The organism is Herpetosiphonaceae bacterium (assembly GCA_036374795.1).
Taxonomy (GTDB): Bacteria; Chloroflexota; Chloroflexia; order Chloroflexales; family Kallotenuaceae; genus LB3-1.
This window is the reverse complement of record DASUTC010000255.1, coordinates 1-24,043: the sequence shown is the minus strand read 5'-3', so window position 1 is coordinate 24,043 and position 24,043 is coordinate 1. Positions and strand designations below refer to the sequence as shown.

The following is a 24,043-nucleotide window of genomic DNA, read 5'->3' as shown; positions in this document are numbered from 1 at the left end:
AGTTGCCACGCCGAACGGTGGGAGCGATTGAGATCGTCCGGCAAGGCATACACACCTACCATCAAGGCAACACCGTGTCGATGCTGTCGCAGCTGATGATGCGTCGCCTTGAAGAACAGCAGGGGATGGTCGTATGTCCTGTATGTCGAGAAACATTCTAGCAGCGCTGCTAGACGACAGAACGTGATGGGAAGCTTCCACACGACGCCTATCTGCCCTTCAGTGCTGCCAGACACAGCTGCATCGGCCAACACTTCGCGATGATGGAAGCGCAGCTCATCCTCGCTACGCTTGTCCAGCGCGTGACGTTTGCGCTGGTGCCGGGGCAGACGATCGCGCCGGAGCCGCTGATCACGCTCAGGCCGAAAGGCGTCCTCTACATCCCGCACCCACCTGGCCCCCACGACCTTGACCGCAGCAGCACCTTTGGTCTATGCTTGCCGGCGCACGTAGCGAATGGAGCGGTGGATGAACAGTCTGCTTGAAAACGAGTTTCCGTTACACGAAACCCAACGCCTGCGGTACGATCTGCTGCAGACGTTGACCGATGGCGACTTGGCCTATCAGCTGCCGGGCGATAATCCAACCCTCGGTGCGTTGTGCCGGGAGATGGGCGACGTGGAGTATAGCTATATCCAGTCCTTCAAAACCTTCACCCACGAGTGGTCCCATCGCACCACGGAGCCAGACCTCGCCACCAGCGTCGCGCGCCTCCTGGCCTGGTACACGACGCTTGATCACGAATTCGAGACCGTCATCCGCGGGTTCTCCGAGGATGAGTTGCACCACAAACAGATTGATCGGGGACGGGGCGTTACGGTGTCCCCCTATGTCCAGTTCCAGATCTACCGCGAGGCAGTATTAATGTTCTACGCCAAAGCCATGGTGTATCTCAAGGCGCTCCAAAAGCCAATCAACGATCAGTGGCGTGCGTGGATTGGCTGAGCCGCGGGACAGGAGCCGTGGTTCGTCCCTGCGCGCTGGCGTGCGACCGAACCAGGCGCTGGACCTGACGCCGGAGAACGAGGCGAAGCTGCCGCGCGATGCCGATCTCCCCTTCGGCGCTGGGCCGCATACCTGCATGGGCAACCACGTTGCGCTGCTGGAAGCGCAGCGCATCCTCGCTCCACTCGTCCTGCGCATCACCTGTGAACTGGTGCCGGGGCAGCAGATCGCGCCGGAGTCGCTGCGCTCAGCGGGCACCCGGCTGCGGCCGAAGGGCGGGGTGCAGGTGGTCGTGCGGTGGCGGTAAGGAGCGTTGTGGTGGACGAGGCGACCAGCGTACCGCAATCGCTCTGGAGCCGTGCTGCGTAGAAAGCACGTCGGGTGCGCACAACGCCCGACGTGGTGCGTTGTGCCGCGCTGCACCGCTCCAGTAGGAAGCCGCACGGTAACGCCATGCTCGAGCCATGCTACCGCTCTGGTACATTGGGCATTGATCTGCGGCGACCGTCGTAGTAAAATAGGCATTAACTACCACAACCACCCGTGGGTGGTTGTTGCACAGAGCTCCAGTGGCTTGTCTGCAAAACAGGTCCCACTGGGGCTTTCTGCGTGCCCGTGACACCGCAGCCGGACGCCCGTCGCTCGGCTGGCGGCGTACCTGATCCTCGCCACGCTGGTCCCGGGCGTGACGTTTGCGCTGGTGCCGGGACAGACGATCGAGCCGGAGCCGCTGACGTTGAGGCCGAAGGGCGGGGTTCGGGTGATTGTGCGGCGGCGGGCGCGTTAGGGTGCTGAGGAGCGTGGGAAGCAGAGTAATGCCTCGATCTTCTGCTCCACCCACACCTGCGCCTCGGTCATCGCGGGATAGTCAAAGACCGCGTGATAGACCTGATCGGGCGCTTCGACGCGCGCCGTCCACGCCTGATCATCCGCCGTCCGCGCGACCACGCCCCGATACGCGCCCAGATTGGCGACGAGCATCCCCCGTTTGGTCCGCTCCCAGATCATCCATGCCTTCAGGTCGTTCGTAATGGCAGCACGGAGTGTCGTACACACCTTACCATGCTGGAGGCGCAGGGTGCGCCGCGTGTGATGGTTGACCTGGTGCTGGGGCACGCGATCGAGCTGGAAGCTTTGATGCTCAGTAGGCTGAACCGGAGGATGCAGGTGCCGCTAGGACGACAGCAGCAGGAGCGTGGGCCTGAGCCGCGCGAGCCGGGGTCCGTCGCACAGCTACCCGATTCCGCCGCCTCCACCACCCATGTCGGGATACCGCCGGTGGTGCTTCTCGGTCACACGGGACAAATCACGTTAAAGGGGCACGTATCGCAGTGCTCGCCGTAGTTCGGCTCCCAGCGCCCAGCGGCGATCCCCTCCAACAACTCATCGATTCGTGCGCTATGGCGCTTGAGCACATCGGCGCGGGGCTTCACCGGATGCATGTCGCCCGTCGCCGTGTACTGAATCATGATCCCCCCATCATCGTGCGCCGCTTCTGCGGCGAGTGCGTAGACCATGACCCGGGTGCTGAGATGGTCCTTGTCACCCCGTTTACCCGATTTGACCTGCACGTACCGCGTGCCATCCGGCGTTCGCTCGATCCGATCGACGCGCACGGCGATCCTCCCCGCTGGACGCTGCACCACGATCTCGCGATCGATGTCCCCAGCGATCGATGGGTTCGCGCGTAGATCCTGCCAGATCCGCCGCACATGCGGCATCGCTTCCGCGAAATACTCGTCCCGGTAGGTGACCGCATCAAGCTGGTTGCGTGTGAACATCTGCTGGACGAGGCGCTCCACCTCCTGCTCATCCTCCGGCAGGCTTCCGGCCTCGGCCAACTCCCGCAACGCACGAATCGTGTGCTTAATCGTCTGGTGCATCCGTAAGAATGGCGTCTGATCATCGAAGAGTTGATAGCCATACTGGTACAGGTAGCGGCGTGGACACCGTTCGTAGGTTTCGATACTGCTCGCGGCGATCGTCGTGGGCTGGACCGCGGCATGGCGCAGACGCATATCCGGCAGTGGAGCGTGACACCTCCGCTCCGCACTGATGCGGCGGATCGGCCACGGTGTTTCGTGCGGCAACAACGTCGAGCGCGCGATCGGCTTGCCATGCTTCCACTGTGTACGGCTCAACACCAACCGATCCTGTGCCCGCGTCATGGCGACATAGAGGAGGTAGCGCTCCTCCTGATCCGCATCCGCAACCGGGCCATGCACCAATCCCGCAATGGAGGGGATGACCGAGCCACGCTTCCTGGGCGGGAAGCCGTCATGATGCACATGCGGGACGTACACCGTCCGAAACTCAAGACCCTTCGCGCTATGCACGGTCATCACGCGCACCGCATCCGCACCATGGGCGAGCGGCGCTGCCGGTGGATCTTCACCCGCTTCGATCAGCAGGCGGACATACGCGATGAACGACTGCGCATCGCGGGCGTCCGCTGGTGCCTGACGCACGAAATTCCGTGCTACCAGGGCGAGCTGTCCAAGATTGGCGAGTTGACGCTGTGCCTGGGTGTCGCCACAGGCGGCCCGTGTCATACGCTCACGCATCGTCGTGCTGGAATCGAAGAGGTAGCGCGTCAGCACGCGCCAGGCGTCGGACTCGACCGCCAGATCATCGTGCAGATCGTAGAGTCGCTGGAGCGCGCGCTGTCCCTCCTCCGACACATCATCGACGATCGTCGCGTCGCGCGTCGCGCGTTGCAGCGAACGCCGCTCGGCATAGGCATTGCGCACCAGGCATTCGAGGTCGTCGGCACTGAGCCGGTGTTCGGGCAGCGTCAGCGCCCGCAGCATGCCGACGCTGTTGATCGAGCGCGCCAGCGCACAGATCGCCAGCGCATCTTTGACTTCAGGGTAGTCAAGGAGTTCGCCGCCACCTTCGGTCGGGATACCATGCGCCTCCAGGGCAGCGACGACACGCCTGACCTGCGGGTTGGTGCGACACAGAATCGTATGGTCGCCGAAGCGCGGGCGGTGCGTCCGGTACAGCCCAGCGTGAGATCGAACCCGCCGTGGCCGATGAGGCCGTCGGTGCGCACAGCGCGTCCCCCGTAGGCGCTTGCCCCCGACACGGCGAAGAATATCATGGGCGATGGCTGCATATTCCGCCGCTGAACTCTCGGCTGCCCACTCGACCACCCGCTGCTGGCGCCGTGATGCAGGACGCTGCGCTCGGAGGCCGGTCCGCTGCGCCGCCTGCGGATCGTGCTGCATGACATGGTGGGCCGCGTCGAGAATCGCCTGGACCGAGCGATAATTGCGCACCAGCCGCACCGTGGTCGTGGCTGGGTAGATGGCCTCGAACTCAGCCAGGTTTGCGGCAGATGCGCCGCGAAAGCGATAGATGCTCTGCCAGGGATCGCCGACCGCCCACACCCGTCCGCGCCCGCCGTCGAGCAAGGCGATCACCTGCCCAGCGGCATAGTTGATGTCCTGAAATTCATCGACCAGAATATACTGGTATTTTGCCCGTACCTCGGACGCAACCGCCGGGATGCGCAGCGCGGCGACGGACTGCATGATCACATCGCCGTAATCAACCACGCCTTCCTCGCGCAGTAATGACTCGTATTGCGCGTAGATCGCGGCCAATTCGCGCAAGCGGGCGGCGCTCCGCCGCGCTTTGTCGCGCGCCTCGTCGGCAGCTTTGGTGGTTTTGCCGGCAGTCTCCTGCAGTGCAGCGGCGACGATCCGCTCGGCTTCGGCGTCGACCAGCACGCGATACTCGGCAGGCGTCCGCAGCTCATCCTTGGCGCGGCTGATCGCACCCATGATCGCGCCGAGATAGTAGCCGGGATCATGCAGCAGTTTGTACTGTTCGAGCGGCAACTCGGCCAGCCGACGCTTGAGCAGCACAAACAGGTCGCCGGGCGCGCGGAGGTGCAGCGTGAGCGGCAGGCCAACATGCGGGCCGTACGCTTTGAGGAAGTTCAGGCCCCAGGCGTGGAAGGTCTGCACCTCGGCCCGTCCCGCAAGGTCCGGGCGCGTGGCGCTCAGCGCCCGGACGATCCGTGTCCGCATCTCTTCCGCCGCTTTATTGGAGAACGTCAGCGACAGAATCGAGGCCGGATCGACGCCCGCCTCAACCAGCGCCACATACTTGGCAACGATGCTGCGCGTCTTGCCGGTGCCGGGTCCCGCAACCACTAAGGTCGGCAGCGGGGCATCGACGGCGGCCTGCTGTTCAGGATCGGGCGCAAACGTATGGGTGCTGGCGTCCTGTTCAGCCGGTGTCGATCGGAGCGGCTCATAGCAGCAGACGTTGAGCAGTTGGGTGCGCAGCGCATCGGTTGACACGCCGAAGGTTTCGGCAAGGTCGGTGATGGTCCAGCCCGGCTGCTGGACCATCTGCCAGAGCACCGCTGCCGGGACCAGCAGCTCAAGCGCGAAGAGATTCGCGTCCTGCTCCTGTCGCTCGCGCGTATTGTAGACGCGGAGCACGCCGCCTTCGATCTCGTTCTCGCCGCCAGCCCGCTCGTCGAGCGTTGTGTCGTCATCTTCAAACAGCGTGGCCGCGCCTTCAACCACGTAATGTCCCAGCTCGTGGGCCATGATAAAGCGCGCACGTTCGGGCGCAAGACCGGGCCGCAGGCGGATCGACCCGATGACCGGGTTCAGCTCGCCGTTGATGCGGCGATCCAGGGTGGGATCGACAAAGGCCGTGAGCAGATAGACCCGCTCGACTAGATCGTCCACCGCCAGCGGAAACGGTACATCATGCCCAAGCGCAGCCGCATACCGATCGTACGCGGCGGTGGCAAAGGCCCGGATTTGCTGCCAGCGAACGCTCATCCCCACTCCACGTTCTGCGCATCGGTCGCCGTGCTTGCTGCGAGGGCAGCGGCGAAATCGACGGCCTGTTCCTGCGGCACGTTCGTTCCATCCTGCGCGCTCAGCCGCAGATCGGCGGTTCTCAGGTGTGATCCCTGCAAAGCGCTCTTGACCTCCGCCTCTGCGAGCTGGAAGACCTGCGCGAGCCGCGTGACCAGCTTGTGCGGGATTGTCGCGGCGATGACGCCGCCGCGCTCAATGCGCTGCAAGAGATCGACCGGCAGATCGATCTGCCGTGCAACCTGCCCAAGCGTCAGTCGAGCGGCTTTTCGGAGCGCCGTCAGCGATGGCGGCGGCGCTGTGGGTGCTATCTGCTCCCGCAGGCGCGCGCGTGCCCGCTCCACCACCCGATTGGCGAGCGCCTGCTCGTCTGCGGTCAGCACGATCGGCTCCTCTGGTACATTCGTGATCAGGAGCAGCTCAAGATAGGCGGCGAGTTTCTCACGCAGCTCAGACGCTTCTCCGGCAACAAAGTCACGGACACTGACGGGCTGCCCCTGGTCGAGCAACGTCTGGTAGCGCATCGCCGCATCGATTAACTGTTGTTCTCGATCCATAGCGTGGGATCACTCCTCTGAAGCACGAAGCTGGACTTTGATCTGGTCGATGGCCCGTTGGCAGAGACGAGTCGCGGTGGCGGGCGATACCCCCAGGCGGTCGGCGACGGCGTTGTTGCTCTCGCCCTGCAACCGCAGCACGATCGCCGCGCGCTGCATCGGCGGCAGGCGATCAAGCGCGTGCTGGATTGCCTCGTGATCGGCAAGAGCCTGAATATCGCTGGTCGCATCGGGATCGCTCACCGTTTCGTGCAACAGCATACCATCCTCGGCGATGGGTGCATCCAGGCGTTCCATTGGAGATGAGACAGCGTCGACCATATTTTTGCGCTTGAGGGTCTGAATGATGCGCACCGGCATGGTCCGAAGATAGGCTCCGAAGCCGGTTTCCAGGCTGGGAAAGGTTTCGCTCATGACGTCAATCTGGAGGCGATACACCATCGCGTCGAGCGCTTCTTCGGCGGCGGTTGGTCCGACCCAGGCGATGCTGCGGGCGGAGCGGATAAAGATCGGCGCAACCGTAGCGAACACCAGCTCAAAATCGTCGGCCACCTGATCGGCGTTCTGTTGTCCTGCACGCAGTGCGGCGCGGATACGAACGATCGCTGCCTCGCATGCAAGGATGCGGGCAACGTGCGGCGATGGGGCGTCATCCATCAATCGTTCTCCTGATCAAACATCCCTGACGGCACGAGTCGATCGCGTGGGGGATGACCCGGAGCCGTGATGGGAAGGTGGAGCGGGGGGGTGCTCGGTGGTGAAGACGTGTCTCCAGGGAGTCTGCAATCTGTGGGTTAATCCCTCCTCTGATCGGTTGGGGGTTGAGCCGATTCTACCACGACTTTCTCGGTGCTGAGATATGATTCCGACATGGTGAAAAATCGGCACGTCGGCTGCCTCACCCCTGATAGAACACCTTACAGGAGGCACGCCAATGCAACCGAGCGTTCGCTATACCGCCCACGCGCTGAGCCGCTGCACGCAGCGCAACCTGTCGGATGCCGATGTTCAATTCGTGATGGACTATGGCCGTCATACGTGGTGCGCGGGGCGCTGCACGTCTTTTTGGGTCGCCGCGATATTCCCATGAACAAAGCAGCCGCCCGTCGGTTCGGTCATCTGGAAGGCACAGTGCTCGTGCTGAGCGCAGACAGCACCGACCTGACGCTGATGCTTATCGCAATCGACGTGGCTTCAAAGCCGTGCGCGCCAAAGCTGCATATGATCGGCGGGAGAGATCTGAAGGCTGTGTGCCAGGGCCAGGAATGGCCGGATTGACAAGCCGCACATAATACGCTTATCCCCCTCTCTTATCGGGCCTACCCGCAGTATTGGTGCGTCGGCGATCGACGAGCAACTTCATGCTGTGTATCCACAACGTCGTTGGAGGATGATATGCAACCCATCGAAGACACTCTGCGAGAACAGGTGTTTCAGCTCTGGGGTAAAACGGCAGCGAACGACCGCTTCCATCCCGCAATCTACCACATGCTGGATGTTGGGCATGTCGCGCGTGCTCTGCTGAGCGACGCCGCTTCGCCGCGCTTTCGCCATGCGCTGCGGTATGCCTGGCGCGGCGCGAACGTCGATGCTCTGATCGACTGGCTGCCGTTTCTGGTTGCGCTGCATGATCTGGGCAAGATCGCTGCGGCATTTCAGGGACAGCAGACGACGGCGTCGGCGGCACGCCAGCGTGAGCGGCTGGAGCGTGCAGGCTTTACATTCTCGCCGCGCGCCTACACCGACCCGCCGCCACACAATGCGATCAGCGCGATCTTCCTTCGGCAGTGGTTTGCGGAGCTGGAGCCGGGGCTGCACCGTCACATCGTGACGATCGTGTGTGATGCCCTGGGCGGGCACCACGGCTTTTTTGTGCAAGATGTGGGAGTCGAGCAAGGGAAACTACGGCTGACCAGTGAGTCGCCGAAGTGGGAAGACCTGCGCCGCGCCGGGTACGATCTGCTGCGCGCAACGCTCGCCCCGCAGCCCGGATCTCTGCCCGACATCGGCAAGCCACGCTCGGTACGTTCGGCGACGATCGCCTTGACCGGCCTGATCGTGCTGGCCGACTGGATCGGCTCCAGCACCGATTTCTTCCCGCCCAACTGCGAAACGCCGCTGGACGAGTACGTACAGGAAAGCACTCTGCAGGCACGGGAAGCGGTCGAACAGGTGGGATTTGCGTACAAGCGCGCCGCGCCGACCTACACCACGTTCAGTGATCTCTTCGATGTTCCAGAACCACGTCCGCTGCAATGCCGGATCGACGCACTGGATACCAACGATCTTGCCGGTCCTGCCCTGTACGTGATCGAAGCGCCGACGGGCGAGGGTAAGACCGAAGCGGCACTCGCACTTGCGCGGCGCATTGCGGCGCGCGAAGCGTCGGATGAGCTGTTCTTTGCGCTGCCGACGATGGCGACCGGCAACCAGATGTTCGGACGCCTGAGCAGGTTCTACTACGGGCTGTACGGCACACTTGGCGCGGTGAAGCTGGTCCACGGCCAGGCAACGCTGGTTGAAGACGAACTGCGGCGCATAGCGCTGCTCGACCATGCCTACGACGACAGCGACACCGATACTCCCCACTGGGCCGCGAGCGGCGACGAGATGCTGCACTGGTTTGGCTCGTCCAAGCGCGCGCTGCTGGCCCCGTTTGGCGCAGGCACCGTCGATCAGGTTGAGATGGCCGGGCTGCACACGCGCTACTACATGCTCAAGCTGTTCAGCCTCGCCGGCAAGGTCATCGTGATCGACGAAGTTCACGCCTACGATGCCTATATGAACACCATTCTGGAACACACACTACGCTGGCTGTCGGCGCTCGGATCGTCGGTGATTCTGCTGTCGGCCACCTTGCCCTCGCAGCGACACGCGAAGCTGGCCCACGCCTTTTTGCAGAGCGTGATCGGCGAGGATGCGCCAGTCCCCAACATTCCGGCCAAGCTGCTCTATCCCGTGCTGTCGATCTACAGCGTGCAGCAGCAGCGTTCCCTGTCGGTCGCTGCGTTTCGTGCAGAACAACGTCTCACACTGCGCTTGATCCACGACGATAGCTACGCGGCACAGGCGCGACGACTGCTTGATCTGGTGGCGGAGGGCGGCGCTGTGGCGAGGCTGTGTAATCGGGTGGACGATGCGCAACACATCTTTCGAGAGTTGCAGCGGCTCGATCCTCCTGAGTGCGTGCTGATCCATGCGCGCTTTCCGTTAGACGAACGCCAGAAGCGCGAGCAACGAGTGAACGACCTGGTTGGCCGTGATGCCAAACGTTTGCCGACCGACCGCGTGATCATCGTAGGGACGCAGGTGCTGGAGCAAAGCCTGGATTACGACGTGGACGTGATGGTGACGGATCTCGCGCCGATCGACCTCCTGTTACAGCGCGCCGGGCGGCTGCATCGTCATGACCGTCAACGGCTGCCCCAATTCAGCGATGCGGTCATGTACGTGCAGTTGCCGCTGGCTGCACAGGAGATGCCGGATTGGGAGCGATGGAAGCGGATCTACGACGAGTACATCCTGTGGCGAACCTGGGAGATCCTGAAAAAATGCGCCGCCGACAGCATCATATCGATCATGCTACCCAGGGATTATCGACCGCTGATCGAAGAGGTGTACACCACCGAGCTTCCGCCGCTCGACGCGGACGCGCCCTACGCGGAGGCGATGCGGAAAGCCTGGAGCGCGATGCAGGCGGGGCAGGCGATGATGAAGGACGAGGCGAAACTCCGACTCACGCCCGATCCGCTGTCACGCGATGGCATCGCCTGCGGCGATGCGCTGGAATTCATCGAAGACGAGGAAGGCGCGCTGATCGGCTGGCAGGCAGCCAAAACGCGCCTGGGCGAGCGTATCACCGTGATTCCGGTGTACGACATCGACGGGATGCTCTCGATCGATGCGCAGGGCAGGCGGCGCGTGTCCGGCAAGCCCGATACCGCCACCCAGATCGCGCTGCTCAACCACGCCCTGCCGATCAGCGATCCGCGCCTGATCGCGGCGCTTTCGAAAACCCGATGGCCCTGGCGCAAGCCGCCGGCGCTGCTGAAGCACGTCTGCCCGCTGAAGCTGGACGCTTCAGATACGACCACCATCGCCGGGATTCCGGTGCGGCTTGATCCGCTGCTGGGCCTCACAATCAATCAGGAGATCGTATGACCCAACCACTGTCACCACCCGCTGTCGCCTCGTTCAACCTGTGGCGCGAGCCCTGGATTCGGGTGCTCGATCGCAACGGCGGGCGACGCACGCTCAGCATCGAAGAGGTGCTGCTCCAGGCGCATGCGCTGAAAGCCTTCTACGATCCGTCACCGCTGACGGTCGCCGGGGTGCATAGACTGCTGGCCGCGATTCTCCAGGCGATCTACGCACCGCGTGATCTCGCCGCCATCGGCGATGTGCTGGATGAGCCGCAGTTCGATGCGGCACGCATTCGCGCGTTTGGGGAGCAGTTCGGGGAACGCTTCGATCTGTTCCACCCCATCGCTCCATTTCTGCAAACCGGCGACGTGCCGCTCGTCGGCTGGCGCAAACCAGAAAGACCGAAAGGCAAGCAGGCTGCCGCAAACGACCAGGGGAGCGTGTTCGAGCAAGACACGGCGGAACAGCCTGCGGCAGCCGTGCCCAGCAAGATCGAGCCAAAGACGATTGCGTATTTGTTGGAAGAAGTCCCTGCCGGGACGAATCGGACGCATTTTCGCCACGTCACAGATGATGATCACCACCTATGTCCGGCGTGCTGCGCGAGGAGCTTGATCACGATCCCTGCCTTCGCCAAGTCGGGCGGCGCAGGCATCAAGCCTTCGATCAATGGCGTCCCCCCGGTCTATCTGCTGCCGGTCGGCGACACGCTCTTTCACTCCCTCACGCTATCGCTGGTCGCCAAGAACTACCGACCAGCAGTTGTCGATGAGACACGACAAACGGCGGCATGGGACGGCGCGACGACTGTTCCACGCAGTGGCGAGCTGACGGCGGTCGGGTATCTTGAAAGCCTGACATTTCCGGCACGTCGCGTTCGCCTGTTTCCAGCCTTTGACGCCGGACCGTGTACTCAATGTGGTCAGGTAAGCCCAATCCGGGTCAAAGAGATGCTCTACGAGATGGGATGGAGCCGTCCCAAACAAGCGCCATTATGGAAAGACCCGTTTGTGGCGTATCGGAAACCAGCCAAAGCAAAAGCCGATGAAGCACCGACGCCGCTGCGCCCCGGCCAGGGCAAGGCACTCTGGCGTGATTACAGCTCGTTGTTTCTTGCCGACGCGGATCTTCAGCCTGGGCTGGTGCGGCAGATGACAGGACTGATCGAGCAAGGGATCGTCGCGCCGAACCAGCGCGTGCGGTTCCGCTGTATCGGCATGAAAACCGACGGCAAGGCCAAAGTGTTTGAGTGGCTCGACGATGCCCTGAACGTTCCAACCGCGCTGCTGCGTGACGAGCGTGGCGCAGCAGCCGTACGCGAGGCGCTGAGTCGGGCCGAGGAGGTTGCACGCACGATTCGCTTCATCTTTACACGGCATATGAATCCTGAGCGTGGCGGCAAACAGGAGCACTTTCTGGGTATCCGCGCACGCATGGACGACGACTACTGGACCGCGCTGGCGCTACCGTTCCGCGATCTGATCAACACCGCTGCGACAATGGAGGCCGTCGATCGGGCGCGGGATACGTGGGCGCGAATCATCCTTGAGCACGCGCAACGTGCATTCGACGCCGCGCTGGAGCAGCTTGGCGATCGCGCGGATATGCTGCGGCGGCGCGTGGAAGCGCATACCCACTGTCGGAACGTTCTGTTCAAACATCGGAGGGACTGGAGCCTTGAGTAATACTGCACCTTCAAGCGATGTGATCGATCGCTTCGTCACACGGCTAGAGACGCTGGACGCGGGCGGGCGGGCGCGGCTCAAGCGCAACGCCGGGCACACGCTCAACGAAGCGCGCGATGTGTACCAGATCTTTTTCTCGCTCCTACCCTTGGGCGTTCAGGAGCGTCATCAGGACGACTATTTTTTGATCGCCACACTGTACGCTGTCGGCACTCGCCGCGACAACCCGCGACCGGCCAACCCGCCGCGCAGCTTAGGCGCGTCGCTGCGGCGGGTGCGGCAGCAGATCCAGGGTGACGGCGGCGATGACCATCGGATCAGCCTTGACAAGCGTGTCGAGACGCTCCTAGACGCCGACCGCGAGCAACTGCTGTTCCGGCTGCGTCAGATCATCAGCCTGCTCGTCGCGCACGACGTTGCCGTTGATTGGCGACGGCTGCTGCGCGATGTTCGCTCATGGGACCACGAGGATCGCTTTGTTCAGCTTGCCTGGGCACGCGATTACTTCGCGGCATCGTCGGAGACGCCACACGGCACGACTGACTCAACAACCGCCTCATCTGGAACAACACCAGCTAAGGAGTAGCACCGGCCATGACTCTGATAGCGATTCACCTGCTGCAAAACCACGCACCGTCCAACCTCAACCGCGACGAAAACGGCGATCCGAAAGACAGCATCTTCGGCGGCGAGCGTCGCGCGCGCATCTCCAGCCAAGCGATCAAACGGAGCATCCGCAAGTCCGAAGAGTTTCGCGCGGCCTTCGATCCGGCGCTGATCGGCGAGCGAACTCAGCTTCTGCCTACCTGGATTCGTGAGGAGTTGGTGGCGTTCAACGTCAGCGATGAAGAGCGTGCCGCGATCTTGCAGCACGCCGTCCGCTTCGGCAAAGGCGATAAGCGGTCTTCCGCCGCGCAAGTAGACGAGTCGGATAGCGACGACAAAGCGGCCAGAGGGCGCGGCAAGGGCAAGGGCAGCGCACAGCCCGTCAGCAACGGCGAGGAAACGCTGAAAACCGCGCAGCTCATGTTTCTGACCCGCCGCGAGGTGCAAAACTTGACGGCACGGCTGGTCGAAAAGTGCCGCGAGATCGGCCCATCGGCGTTTGCGGCGCTGGATACGGAAAAAGGTCTGGTCCAAGAATTCAACAAGAAGTACGGCGAGCTTGAGCCGCACGCGGTGGACATCGCCATGTTCGGTCGCATGACCACGTCCAGCCCGTTCAAGAACATCGAGGCTGCCGTGCAGGTTGCACCTGCGCTCTCTACCCATAAGATCGAGCCGGAGTTTGACTTCTACACGGCGGTGGATGACGTGTCGGGCGAATCGGGCGCGGGCTTCCTGGGCGACACAGCCTTCAACAGCGCTACCTACTACAAGTATTTCAACATCCACTGGGAAGGGCTGCTCGCCAATCTCCACGACGACCGCCAGATTGCGGCGATCGCCGTGCAAGCCCTGCTGCGTGCCGCGATGACCGCGATTCCGACCGGCAAGCAAAATAGCTTTGCGGCGCACAACCTGCCGGATTTCGCGCTCGTGGAAGTGCTGCCGAAGCATATTCCGTTGAGCTACGCCAACGCCTTCTTGAAGCCGGTGCGCGCCCGCAGCAATGAGTCGCTGATGGATGCGTCGATCACGGCGCTGACCGCGTATGCCGAAAAGCTGCCTGCCAAGTACAACCTTCAGGTCGATCGAGCCGTGTTCTCCATCCAGCAATACAACCTTGCCAACGCGATGGACTGTGACGATCTGAACGCGCTGGTTGCATGGCTTGAGGCGCGGCTGCCGCAAGCAGCGGAGGCGTGATGGCAAACACACTGTTTCTGCGGCTCGAAGGTCCGCTGCAATCGTGGGGCGTCCGCGCCCACTGGGAAGAGCGCGACACCGCCTTCGAGCCAACTAAATCGGGCGTGATTGGGCTGATCGGCTGCGCGTTAGGGCTGCGCCGGGACGACGATCGGCTGCGCGAGCTGTCGGAAGCGTTCCGCCTGGGCGTGCGCGTCGATCGACCTGGATCGCTGCTGGTGGATTACCACACGACCGGCGGCGCGAAGGCGGCGGACGGCGAGCCGGAGGGAATGCTGAACGCGCAGGGCAAGCTCAAGCGCGAAACTGACGTATCTACGCGGCGCTACCTGATGGATGCATCCTTCCTGGTAGCGCTGCGGGGATCGGACGCGGATGTTGCAGCGTGCGCCGAGGGGCTGCAACATCCGGTCTGGCCGGTCTTTTTGGGCCGCAAAGCCTGCGTGCCGACAGAGCCGGTCTTTGCGGGCATCGGCGACTATGAATCGCTTGAAGCGGCGCTCAAAGCCCACCCACTCCCTGAGCGGGTGATCGAGGCGGCGCGAGAGCCAACACTGCGTCTGCGGCTGGTGATCGAGTGCGATCCAGGCGAAGGCAACGCCCGCAACGACGCGATCGGCGTTCCGGCGCGACGGCTGTTCTGGCCGCGCTACGTGGATGAACGCTTCGCGTCGTTTGCTGCGCCATCCGAATCAACCATCAACACCTTCGAGGTTTAGGTATGCTGTACCTATCACGTCTCATGCTCAACGTGCGGGATCGCAACGTCCGCCGCGATCTCGCCGATGTCCAGCAGTTGCACCGGACGATCCTGCGTGCGTTTCCCAGCGTGCCGGAAGGCGTGTCGGCACGGGAGCACTTTGGCATCCTGTTTCGCGCCGAACCAGTGACCGATCAGCCGCTGGTGGTGCGGGTGTTGGTGCAATCGACACACACGCCCGACTGGTCGCATCTGCTGACGGGCTACCTTGCGCCACCCGCCGACGATCGACCGAATCCCGCCGTTCGTCAGCTCCTTGACTACGATCACGTGGTAGCGGGCATGACGCTGCGCTTCCGGCTGCGCGCCAACCCAACGCAGCGAATCGGGAAGGGCAATCTGGAGCAGGATGTGAAGTGGCGCGGCAAGCGCGTCGAGCTGCGGCGGGAAGCAGATCAGCTTACGTGGATCGGACGCAAGGCGGAGCAGGGCGGCTTTCGGCTGCTGTCGATCGCCACGCGCCCCGACCTGGCGGATGTACGGATCAGCCCGCAGGCCAAGGTTGTGGGGGCACGGAGCAAAGATCCCATTCGCAAGCCGATGACCTTCGGCGCGGTCCTGTTTGAAGGGCTGCTCCAGGTGCAGGATCGTGACCGCTTTCGGCAGACGCTGATTGCCGGGATCGGCAGCGGCAAGGCGTATGGCTTTGGCCTGATGTCGATCGGCACGTCGCGTGGAGGTGTGACGTGAGCAATCATAACCTGCGGATGCTGCCCAAAGTGCGCGATAGCTGGAGCTACCTGTATGCCGAGCGCTGCCGTGTTGATCAGGATGACAAGGCCATCTCGCTCCATGATCAGCAGGGTAAAACCGCCGTCCCATGTTCGGCGCTCACGCTGTTGATGCTTGGACCTGGCACCACGATCACGCACGCGGCAATTCGGACGCTAGCCGACAACGGCTGTACCGTACTCTGGACCGGCGAAAGCGGCGTGCGCTTGTACGCCCAGGGGTTAGGCGAAACGCGCTCGGCCCAGCGCCTCCTGCACCAGGCGCGGCTCTGCTCGAACCCGGCATTCCGGCTGAAAGTCGTGCGGCGGATGTACGAGATCCGCTTCCCCGAACCGCTCGATCCGGCCTTGACGTTGCAGCAGATCCGTGGCAAAGAGGGTATCCGTGTCCGCGAGTCGTATGCGAAGGCCAGCCGCGAAACGAGCGTGCCGTGGAGCGGTCGCTCCTACCAGCGCGACGATTGGCGATCTGCCGATCCCGTCAACCGGGCGCTCTCTGCGGCGAATAGCTGCCTCTACGGCATCTCGCACGCCGCGATCTTGTCTGCCGGCTACTCGCCGGGACTGGGGTTTGTCCACACGGGCAAATTACTCTCGTTCGTGTATGACATCGCCGACCTCTACAAGGTGGACATCACCATACCGGCAGCCTTTCAAGCGGCCAAGGACGGCGAAGACGGGGTCGAGGGCCGTGTGCGGCGCTTCTGCCGCGATTACTTCCGCGAGCAGCGACTCTTGAATCGCATCATCGACGACATCGATCGGGTGCTTGACGTTGGGCCATTGCCGACCGAGGATGCATTCGACGCTGACGCAGCAGCACCGGGCGACTTGTGGGACCCGGAATCGGGTGGCGTACCGGGCGGGGTCAATCAGGCCGACCTGATGGGAGACAGTATGCCATGACCGTGATCATTTTGGAGCGGGTGCCGACCAGCGTGCGCGGCGAGTTGACCCGCTGGATGCTCGAAGTCCAGGCAGGCGTGTTCGTGGGAACCCTCTCAGCGCTGGTGCGCGACCTGCTGTGGGAATATATCTGCGACAAGATGCGCGAGGGGGCAGGGGCGCTCATTCATCAGACGAATAACGAGCAAGGCTTTGCGATGCGCGTGTGTGGCAGAACCAGCCGTCAGCTTCGAGACTTCGACGGCCTTCAGTTGATCCAAATCCCGATATAATGCGGGGATCGTCCAGTGTCGTCCCCACAGGCGTGGGGGTGAACCGAAGCAATCAGATCGTATGAAGTCGATGCCTGGGTCGTCCCCACAGGCGTGGGGGTGAACCGCGGTGCGCACAAAAGAAGTTGCGCTTGAACTTGTCGTCCCCACAGGCGTGGGGGTGAACCGGACAAACGGACCATGAACGACGACACGATGCTGTCGTCCCCACAGGCGTGGGGGTGAACCGCGGGCCTGCTCGATCGCCTGCTGGCGCAGATCGTCGTCCCCACAGGCGTGGGGGTGAACCTGGGGAAGCGAGGGATCTGCCGACGGTCAATTCGTCGTCCCCACAGGCGTGGGGGTGAACCGTACGGCAGCAAGGTGACAGAGGAGGATGCCCGGTCGTCCCCACAGGCGTGGGGGTGAACCGGATGGCAAGCCAACCGATCACACGCTCAAGATGTCGTCCCCACAGGCGTGGGGGTGAACCGGGAATTGACGGTGATACCTGGTGCAAAGTGATGTCGTCCCCACAGGCGTGGGGGTGAACCGTTCCGAAGTCTGGGCACCGGCTGCCACAGGAAGTCGTCCCCACAGGCGTGGGGGTGAACCGGGCTGACGACCGCCTCGAAGTACGAGGCACAGGTCGTCCCCACAGGCGTGGGGGTGAACCGGCGATGGGGGCAAAGCGTTGCCTCCTTTCGAGGTCGTCCCCACAGGCGTGGGGGTGAACCGCTGCTGGCCGGAGCAAGCGGGAGCCTGATCGTGTCGTCCCCACAGGCGTGGGGGTGAACCGCCACTACGAAAGAGCGTCGATGCTGGCCGGCCGTCGTCCCCACAGGCGTGGGGGTGAACCGGCGCGTCACATAGCCGGTATTGTCCGGGGGATGTCGTCCCCACAGGCGTGGGGGTGAACCGGCGTTCGCGTGGGTAAAAACCAATCCAAAGACGTCGTCCCCACAGGCGTGGGGGTGAACCGCCTTCCGCATCGTCTGGGCCAAAAGCCCGAACGTCGTCCCCACAGGCGTGGGGGTGAACCGTTGTGGCGCAAGATTGTGCTACTGCGATCCGGTCGTCCCCACAGGCGTGGGGGTGAACCGGCTGATTTTTTCTACATCTTAACTTTTCTTGCGTCGTCCCCACAGGCGTGGGGGTGAACCGTCTGCAACGAACGGAGGAAAGACGAGTTGTACGTCGTCCCCACAGGCGTGGGGGTGAACCGGAACGCCGGGTCTATGCTGCATGCCGTGCAGCGTCGTCCCCACAGGCGTGGGGGTGAACCGCTAAGCACCGAGCGCGTCGACTCAGCGATCGCGTCGTCCCCACAGGCGTGGGGGTGAACCGATCCCGCCACCTACGTACATCGCGATGTGATAGTCGTCCCCACAGGCGTGGGGGTGAACCGAGATCAGCGGTGAGCGCATCAAACGGATAATTGTCGTCCCCACAGGCGTGGGGGTGAACCGCAGCAGCAACGGAGGCGGACTTGGTATGACTGGTCGTCCCCACAGGCGTGGGGGTGAACCGCTGAGCGTGCGGCGATGATAGGTATGCCATAGGTCGTCCCCACAGGCGTGGGGGTGAACCGACGATCAGCATCGTCGCGCTAGGAGGCGATTTGTCGTCCCCACAGGCGTGGGGGTGAACCGCAGCCGTTACCGGCTGGGTCGATTACGGCGTCGTCGTCCCCACAGGCGTGGGGGTGAACCGCCGCCCTTGGTCCGCTCTTCGAGCAGTTCGTTGTCGTCCCCACAGGCGTGGGGGTGAACCGCTGGTAACACCAATGAGGCATACATGGCAGCAGTCGTCCCCACAGGCGTGGGGGTGAACCGTCCGCTATGCACATAGGCTGCTGGATGGCGTAGTCGTCCCCACAGGCGTGGGGGTGAACCGTACACGCCTGGAAAAAAGTTCATTGCGTTTACGTCGTCCCCACAGGCGTGGGGGTGAACCGTCGCCGCCGGTTCCCGTCGCATCGATTCCGACGTCGTCCCCACAGGCGTGGGGGTGAACCGACAGTGTACAACTCTTCCTCGACTTGCATGATGTCGTCCCCACAGGCGTGGGGGTGAACCGATGATATACTAGACCTAGTGAAGTTACCTAACGTCGTCCCCACAGGCGTGGGGGTGAACCGAAATCCCGCGCCAGTTCCGCAGCCAGGCCCCCGTCGTCCCCACAGGCGTGGGGGTGAACCGTGGGATTGGAAGGCCCGCGCTGGTCTGTGGGAGTCGTCCCCACAGGCGTGGGGGTGAACCGTACGCTGCGCAGACGACGAAGCGGATCGAGGCGTCGTCCCCACAGGCGTGGGGGTGAACCGATGCAGATTCAGGAGTACACGCCGATCACGAAGTCGTCCCCACAGGCGTGGGGGTGAACCGCCCTCATCAAGGATGGCGTCAACGTCCGTAGCGTCGTCCCCACAGGCGTGGGGGTGAACCGATGATCAATGAACGCATAGGTCAACGGATCTTGTCGTCCCCACAGGCGTGGGGGTGAACCGATGATCGGGCCGTTTCAGGCGTCGATCTACAAGTCGTCCCCACAGGCGTGGGGGTGAACCGGAGCAGCCGGACACGCCGCAGGGACGCCGGGAGTCGTCCCCACAGGCGTGGGGGTGAACCGTAGGTTCGGCGGCAGTGTAGCAACAGCACAAAGTCGTCCCCACAGGCGTGGGGGTGAACCGTGACAAGGGCTTATCGAAAGGTCAGTGGGGCGATCGTCCCCACAGGCGTGGGGGTGAACCGAAGTATCGCATCTTCGCCAAGATGTTCTAGGAATCGTCCCCACAGGCGTGGGGGTGAACCGGATAGTCTCATTGAACGTGATCCGCTGCTGGTGTCGTCCCCACAGGCGTGGGGGTGAACCAACCATCCTTGATACTGGAGTAGTGTTCGGCAAACACATGCACCCTCATCATACGAAGATACAGTTTATGCATCACCTCGACGAAGGATCTTCATCATCGGCGATGAGGTCATTCCGGCGTGACTCCCCCTTCTTCGGGCGTCCCCCTTTGCTCTTTTCCTTCATCTTATAAGCTTCAACGTCCGCACGCTTAAACACCCAATACCGTCCGGCAATTTGACGGGCTGGGAGCTTGCCTTCATGAGCAAGCCGATTGACCTGTTGGCGAGTCACGCCTAACAACCGGGCAGCCGCGCCGCCAGTCAAATCATCATCAGTAGGGTGACTGTCTGACATACGTTCTGTACTCAGTATCAATGTCGCCTAATATAAGGACGACGGAATAAGGTACCACGGGACAGGCGCTCAAACAACTAGTTGACATTGTCACGTAGTTTTTGATAAAATAGGCTTACGAACATACCAGGCCCGCCTCGATGATTGAAGCCCAGCGAGACGGACCCGTAGCCCACAGGAAGGACTCTCTTCCCATGAGCACGCGCACTATACCACAGCCCGCCACCGAGACACTGACCCTGGACTACTACCTTGCCGGTGATGTGCTCATCATCGCCTCCGCGACCGTCCCTGGCCGCCTCTACGTCACCACCGCGAAGGACTGCTCCTGTCCGATTGGCCTCGAAGAGTGGCCCTGCGCCCACGCCGATCTGCGCCTGCGCCTGCGCTCTCCACAGGCGCACGATCCGTACCCGCTCGATCTGGACGCCTTGCCGTAGGCAGCAGCGTACGGCGAGCATCCCCCCGGCCTGCCGCTCCTGGAGCATCCCCTCATGCGGGAGGGTGCTGCCTGGTCCGCCCAGCGTGACCGCCGACCTGACCTACCAAGAATATGGTAGCATGGGCCGTCCGACATCGGTATCACAGATGAGGAGCACCCGATCCTGATTGCCCGTCGCTATGTACAGAGCCTGCGCCAGCTACAGCCCGATCTGGGGCGCTACTTCCTAGCGGTCGCGCTGCTGGGCTTCGCCGTCGACGGCGGCGTCTATGCGGTGCTGCTCAACCTGTTCCTCGCCCGGCTCGGCTACGGGCCGGCGGTGATCGGCCTGGTGAACGCCGCTGGTATGGTGGTCTTTGCGCTGGTCAGCCTGCCCGCGGGCATCGTCGGTGAGCGCTGGGGCAGCCAGCGGATCATGCTCTGGGGCGTGGGGCTGCTGGTGGCGGGCGCGCTGCTGCTGCCGCTGGCCGATCTGCTGCCGGTGGCGGCGCGCCTGCCCTGGCTGATCACCATGATCATCTGCCTCTACCTTGGCCTGGCCCTCGCCTTCGTCAACACCGCGCCCCTGCTCCTTGCCTTGGTCGCACCCCACCAGCGCAATCACGCCTACGCGACCCAGACGGCGCTGCTCGGCCTCGCATCCTTCATGGGCAGCCTGCTGGGCGGCCTCGTGCCGACCGGGGTGAGCTTCCTCATGGGGGTGTCGCTCGACCAGCCGATGCCCTACCGCTACGGGCTGATGGTGGCGGGGGTGGCCGTCATCCCGGGCCTGCTGGCCCTCGCCCGCATCCAGCCGGGTACCGTCCCCGCGCTGCCAGCCGTGCCGACAGGGGCACCTGGTGCCCGGGCCGCGACCTCGATCCGGGGGCTGCTCGCGCTGATCGCGCTGGTGCGGGTCTTGCAGATCGCTGGCCTGGCCGTGATCAGCACCTTCAGCAACCTCTACCTCGACGCCGCGCTCCACGTGCCGACGGCACAGATCGGGGTGCTGCTGGCCATGGGGCGCTTGGTCAGCGTGCCAGCGGCGCTGAGCAGTGCTGCCCTGAGCAGCCGGTTCGGCAACCGCACGGTGGTGATCGGCGCGTCGCTGGCAACGGCGGTGGGCATGCTTCCGATCGTGCTCATCCCCCACTGGGCCGCCGCGGGGCTCAGCCTGCTGATCGTCTCGGGGCTGTCGGGCGTGCGCTACGCGGCCTCGATGGTCTACTTCCTGGACCTGGTTCCGCCGCACCGGCGCGCCACGACCGCCGGCGTGACCGAGATGGCGGCCGGGATCTGCTTCACGGCGCTCACCTTCGGCGGCGGCTATATCATCACCCTGCTCGGCTACCGCGCCCTGTTTTTGCTCGGCGCGACCCTCACCGGCCTGAGCGCGGTGGTCTTCTGGGTCCTGTTTCGCGGACGGCAGGGGCACCCTCGCCCGGACGACCGTTGGTAACTCAGCCGGACATGCTGGCCACACCGAGCCCTATGAGACTCCGTTGGGAAAGTCGTTCCTTAACAGAGCATGGCTCTGCGCGAGAGTGGGCGAGGAGCAAGCTGGGCAAAGTGCCCGGCTCCCCGTCGGCGTTCGTCCAACGGCTCATTCCACAACCAGGCAATCACCCGCACCAGATTGATTGCCACCGCCGTGACCACCTGTTGGAGGTGCGTTCGAGCGATGCCAAGATAGCGACAGTGACGCAGATCAAACCGTCGCGTTGCCTGGGCAATACTGCTTTCCACGCCAGCCCGTAACGCATAGCGCGCCTGAACGTCGGCCGTCGCTTGCCGTTGGCGCGCCTGCTGGATCGCGATGTGGTAGCTTTGCGGGCGTACGGTGAGCTGGCGTGGCGCACGTTTGGTCGCCGTACACAGGTGACGCACCGGACAGGCGCGGCAGGGTGCTAGCCCAAAGCGAATCCGAATCACCGGATCGCCCGATACATCGCGGCCCGGCGTCCATTTGACGCTGCGCTGTCCCTGCGGACAGGTGGCAACTTGGCCTTCCCAATCAAGCACAAACGCCTGGAGGTCATAGCCGTTCCCGGCGCGGCGCTGCCAGCTATACGAGCCAAACGGTGGCCCAACGACATCAATCTGGTGCTGCACCTGGGCCGAGACCAGCAAGTCCGCATCGACATAGCCACTATCGAGGAGATGGGTGCCCGGCAGGAGATCGCGGTCTGCCAGCGCCTGCTGAATCAGCGGCCCAACGCTGCGATCTTGGGTCGTTGCCGCTGTGGTGAGCACCTGGGTAATCAGATCCGGCCGACCGGCATCACAGGTTTCACTGAGGTGGACTTTGTAGCCGACCCAATGGGTGTCACGCTTGCTGCTAGAGCGGGCTTCCAGATCATAGGGTGATTGAATCAACTGCGCGGACGGCGGTTTGTCACTCAGCGCGCGCAACTGGATGGTTTCGTGACCAGGAATGGTGCACCAGGAGCATTGCTGCATCCAGACCTGCCGCAGAATCTCGACCGCCGGGAGCGCGTGCAACTGCGGAGGACTCTCGGCGTCCCAGACCCACGTCAGGAGCTGATACCCATCGCTTGCAATCAGCTGCCCCAGCGCTTCTCGTTGCGTGGTTGCTTTGGGCAGGCGGGACTGCTCCGCCCGCAGACCATAGCGTTGAAACCACGCCTCAGGGATGTGAGCCTGAATCCAGGCGGGATCAGCCACGGTCAGGCGGTTGAGGGCGCAGCGCATGGTTTCCAGCACCACTTCCAGGTGATGCAGCGTGCGCACCGCAGCTAGGACATGCGTGGAATCCGTCCGCTGCGTGCCACGCGCCTTAATCAGACCGCTGGCTTTGCAGGCTGTCAGGAACGTATCCAGCAGACGCTGGGCGGCGTCGACAGCGAGGAGCCGTTCGCGAAAATCATGGAGGAGGGTGAAATCAAAGCCGGGATCGGCGAGGTCCAGGCTGAGCGCACATTTCCAATCAATGCACCGTCGCACCGCATCGGCCGCCTGCCGATCGGTCAGCCCCTCGATGTATTGCATGACCACGACGAGCGCGAGCCGCCAGGGGGCAACTTCGACCGGACGCCCGCCGACCGGATACAGATCGGCAAAGAGCCGATCATCAAAGAGGGTGCCAAACTCGGCCCGCCGATCGACGTAGAGATTCCCTTTGGGAAAGGCGCTCTGGACCGCAGCTGCCGTCACTTCAGGAACGGGGGGAATAGCGTGTGGATACAGCGTCATCACCGACCTCCTTGCCTCGACCAACCCCAACGTCTTGAGTATCATAGCAAATGAGGACAGTGCTACCTTAACCAACAGAGTCTCATACGGCTCGGTGTGCGTGCGCTATGCGTTCAATGCGCAGTGGCTGGTTGAAGTCCTTCCACAGGAGATCAACAGCCCTGGCAATATGATGGGTATATCCACCCATAACCGCGATGTGACGCAGCCGCGCACCCTGCGCCCCCACCAGGAGACGAAAGACGATTTCCCGCATGACCAGCGGTGCCAGCACGCGCACTTCGCCGGGTGAATCCACAAGCCTGAGCAGTCGTACCACCGCATCCAGGAGGCCCGTGTCCAGCGGACTCACGTCCATGGCCTTCACGTTGCCGTGCTCGCGCGGCGATCGAACATCGACCTCCATGAGAACCGAGCCGACCAGGTTGGGTCGAGGTGCACGCGGAGGCTGAGGTAGGGCTGCTCCTGCGAGGCTTCGAGGATCTGGCTCACAACCGGCAACTCGACCGTCGTAAGCAGGTAGTGTGCCGGGTCGTACCGATAGCGATCCGCTCCGAGCAAGATCTCC

General features: G+C 63.2%; 20 protein-coding genes, 2 pseudogenes and 1 CRISPR repeat array. Of the genes and pseudogenes, 15 read left to right on the top strand and 7 right to left on the bottom strand.

The genetic code is table 11. The features are described from left to right. Positions 1 to 203: 203 nt before the first annotated feature. The 3 genes and pseudogenes from VFZ66_18980 to VFZ66_18970 all read left to right on the top strand — a co-directional run bounded on the left by VFZ66_18980 (position 204) and on the right by VFZ66_18970 (position 1,252). Positions 204 to 485, top strand: a pseudogene (locus VFZ66_18980) (cytochrome P450). Continuing rightward, positions 469 to 945, top strand: coding sequence for a DinB family protein (locus tag VFZ66_18975; protein HEX6291275.1), 477 nt, complete (start codon positions 469 to 471; stop codon positions 943 to 945). The pseudogene VFZ66_18980 and the gene VFZ66_18975 overlap by 17 nt, the downstream one beginning before the upstream one ends. Positions 946 to 985: 40 nt before the next feature. Next, positions 986 to 1,252 carry a cytochrome P450 gene (locus VFZ66_18970; protein HEX6291274.1) on the top strand — a complete coding sequence of 89 codons (267 nt, stop codon included), beginning with the start codon at positions 986 to 988 and terminating at the stop codon, positions 1,250 to 1,252. A 476-nt stretch (positions 1,253 to 1,728) separates the two neighbouring features. On the opposite strand, the gene VFZ66_18965 is transcribed toward VFZ66_18970, so the two are convergent. The 4 genes from VFZ66_18965 to VFZ66_18950 all read right to left on the bottom strand — a co-directional run bounded on the left by VFZ66_18965 (position 1,729) and on the right by VFZ66_18950 (position 7,006). Next, on the bottom strand, positions 1,729 to 2,001 hold the full coding sequence (locus tag VFZ66_18965) for a hypothetical protein (GenBank protein HEX6291273.1): 273 nt from the start codon (positions 1,999 to 2,001) through the stop codon (positions 1,729 to 1,731). Positions 2,002 to 2,237: 236 nt separating this feature from the next. Further along, positions 2,238 to 5,753: a UvrD-helicase domain-containing protein gene (locus tag VFZ66_18960; GenBank protein HEX6291272.1), complete on the bottom strand. Its 3,516-nt coding sequence runs from the start codon at positions 5,751 to 5,753 to the stop codon at positions 2,238 to 2,240. After that, on the bottom strand, positions 5,750 to 6,349 hold the full coding sequence (locus VFZ66_18955) for a helix-turn-helix transcriptional regulator (GenBank protein HEX6291271.1): 600 nt from the start codon (positions 6,347 to 6,349) through the stop codon (positions 5,750 to 5,752). Before VFZ66_18955 ends, VFZ66_18960 begins: the two co-directional genes overlap by 4 nt. Positions 6,350 to 6,358: 9 nt before the next feature. Further along, the gene (locus tag VFZ66_18950) at positions 6,359 to 7,006 is read right to left on the bottom strand and encodes a sigma-70 family RNA polymerase sigma factor (GenBank protein HEX6291270.1); all 648 of its coding nucleotides are present in this window, start codon (positions 7,004 to 7,006) and stop codon (positions 6,359 to 6,361) included. A 277-nt stretch (positions 7,007 to 7,283) separates the two neighbouring features. On the opposite strand from VFZ66_18950, the gene VFZ66_18945 reads away from it, so the two are divergent. The 10 genes from VFZ66_18945 to cas2e all read left to right on the top strand — a co-directional run bounded on the left by VFZ66_18945 (position 7,284) and on the right by cas2e (position 16,655). Continuing rightward, positions 7,284 to 7,439, top strand: a complete 156-nt coding sequence (locus VFZ66_18945) for a hypothetical protein (protein ID HEX6291269.1) — start codon at positions 7,284 to 7,286, stop codon at positions 7,437 to 7,439. Next, a complete protein-coding gene (locus VFZ66_18940) occupies positions 7,436 to 7,627 on the top strand; it encodes a hypothetical protein (GenBank protein ID HEX6291268.1) in 192 nt (63 codons plus the stop codon). The genes VFZ66_18945 and VFZ66_18940 overlap by 4 nt, the downstream gene beginning before the upstream one ends. 117 nt (positions 7,628 to 7,744) lie before the next feature. After that, positions 7,745 to 10,510, top strand: a complete 2,766-nt coding sequence (gene cas3 / locus VFZ66_18935) for a CRISPR-associated helicase Cas3' (GenBank protein HEX6291267.1) — start codon at positions 7,745 to 7,747, stop codon at positions 10,508 to 10,510. Next, positions 10,507 to 12,177 carry a type I-E CRISPR-associated protein Cse1/CasA gene (gene casA, locus VFZ66_18930; GenBank protein ID HEX6291266.1) on the top strand — a complete coding sequence of 557 codons (1,671 nt, stop codon included), beginning with the start codon at positions 10,507 to 10,509 and terminating at the stop codon, positions 12,175 to 12,177. The genes cas3 and casA overlap by 4 nt, the downstream gene beginning before the upstream one ends. After that, complete coding sequence (casB, locus tag VFZ66_18925; GenBank protein HEX6291265.1) at positions 12,170 to 12,763, top strand: type I-E CRISPR-associated protein Cse2/CasB; 594 nt, start codon at positions 12,170 to 12,172, stop codon at positions 12,761 to 12,763. Before casA ends, casB begins: the two co-directional genes overlap by 8 nt. An 8-nt stretch (positions 12,764 to 12,771) precedes the next feature. After that, positions 12,772 to 13,986 (top strand): type I-E CRISPR-associated protein Cas7/Cse4/CasC, encoded by a 1,215-nt coding sequence (gene cas7e, locus VFZ66_18920; protein HEX6291264.1) that lies wholly within the window; start codon positions 12,772 to 12,774, stop codon positions 13,984 to 13,986. Continuing rightward, positions 13,986 to 14,705, top strand: coding sequence for a type I-E CRISPR-associated protein Cas5/CasD (cas5e, locus tag VFZ66_18915; GenBank protein ID HEX6291263.1), 720 nt, complete (start codon positions 13,986 to 13,988; stop codon positions 14,703 to 14,705). Before cas7e ends, cas5e begins: the two co-directional genes overlap by 1 nt. Before the next feature lie 2 nt (positions 14,706 to 14,707). Next, on the top strand, positions 14,708 to 15,436 hold the full coding sequence (gene cas6e, locus VFZ66_18910) for a type I-E CRISPR-associated protein Cas6/Cse3/CasE (protein ID HEX6291262.1): 729 nt from the start codon (positions 14,708 to 14,710) through the stop codon (positions 15,434 to 15,436). Further along, the gene (cas1e, locus tag VFZ66_18905) at positions 15,433 to 16,383 is read left to right on the top strand and encodes a type I-E CRISPR-associated endonuclease Cas1e (GenBank protein HEX6291261.1); all 951 of its coding nucleotides are present in this window, start codon (positions 15,433 to 15,435) and stop codon (positions 16,381 to 16,383) included. Before cas6e ends, cas1e begins: the two co-directional genes overlap by 4 nt. After that, positions 16,380 to 16,655, top strand: coding sequence for a type I-E CRISPR-associated endoribonuclease Cas2e (cas2e, locus tag VFZ66_18900; GenBank protein HEX6291260.1), 276 nt, complete (start codon positions 16,380 to 16,382; stop codon positions 16,653 to 16,655). Before cas1e ends, cas2e begins: the two co-directional genes overlap by 4 nt. A gap of 17 nt (positions 16,656 to 16,672) precedes the next feature. Then, a CRISPR array of direct repeats spans positions 16,673 to 19,506; the repeat unit is 29 nt; unit sequence GTCGTCCCCACAGGCGTGGGGGTGAACCG. Positions 19,507 to 19,577: 71 nt separating this feature from the next. On the opposite strand, the gene VFZ66_18895 is transcribed toward cas2e, so the two are convergent. Continuing rightward, positions 19,578 to 19,841 carry a helix-turn-helix domain-containing protein gene (locus VFZ66_18895; GenBank protein HEX6291259.1) on the bottom strand — a complete coding sequence of 88 codons (264 nt, stop codon included), beginning with the start codon at positions 19,839 to 19,841 and terminating at the stop codon, positions 19,578 to 19,580. 194 nt (positions 19,842 to 20,035) lie between these two features. On the opposite strand from VFZ66_18895, the gene VFZ66_18890 reads away from it, so the two are divergent. Both VFZ66_18890 and VFZ66_18885 read left to right on the top strand, forming a co-directional pair. Further along, entirely contained in the window at positions 20,036 to 20,281 is a 246-nt protein-coding gene (locus tag VFZ66_18890) for a hypothetical protein (protein HEX6291258.1), read from the top strand. Between the two features lie 135 nt (positions 20,282 to 20,416). After that, entirely contained in the window at positions 20,417 to 21,721 is a 1,305-nt protein-coding gene (locus VFZ66_18885; protein HEX6291257.1) for an MFS transporter, read from the top strand. A 59-nt stretch (positions 21,722 to 21,780) separates the two neighbouring features. Here the strand turns inward: VFZ66_18885 and VFZ66_18880 are convergent, their stop codons facing one another. Both VFZ66_18880 and VFZ66_18875 read right to left on the bottom strand, forming a co-directional pair. Then, a complete protein-coding gene (locus tag VFZ66_18880; GenBank protein ID HEX6291256.1) occupies positions 21,781 to 23,475 on the bottom strand; it encodes an IS1182 family transposase in 1,695 nt (564 codons plus the stop codon). Positions 23,476 to 23,557: 82 nt separating this feature from the next. Then, positions 23,558 to 24,036 (bottom strand): annotated as a pseudogene (locus VFZ66_18875) (AraC family transcriptional regulator). Between the last annotated feature and the right edge of the window lie 7 nt (positions 24,037 to 24,043).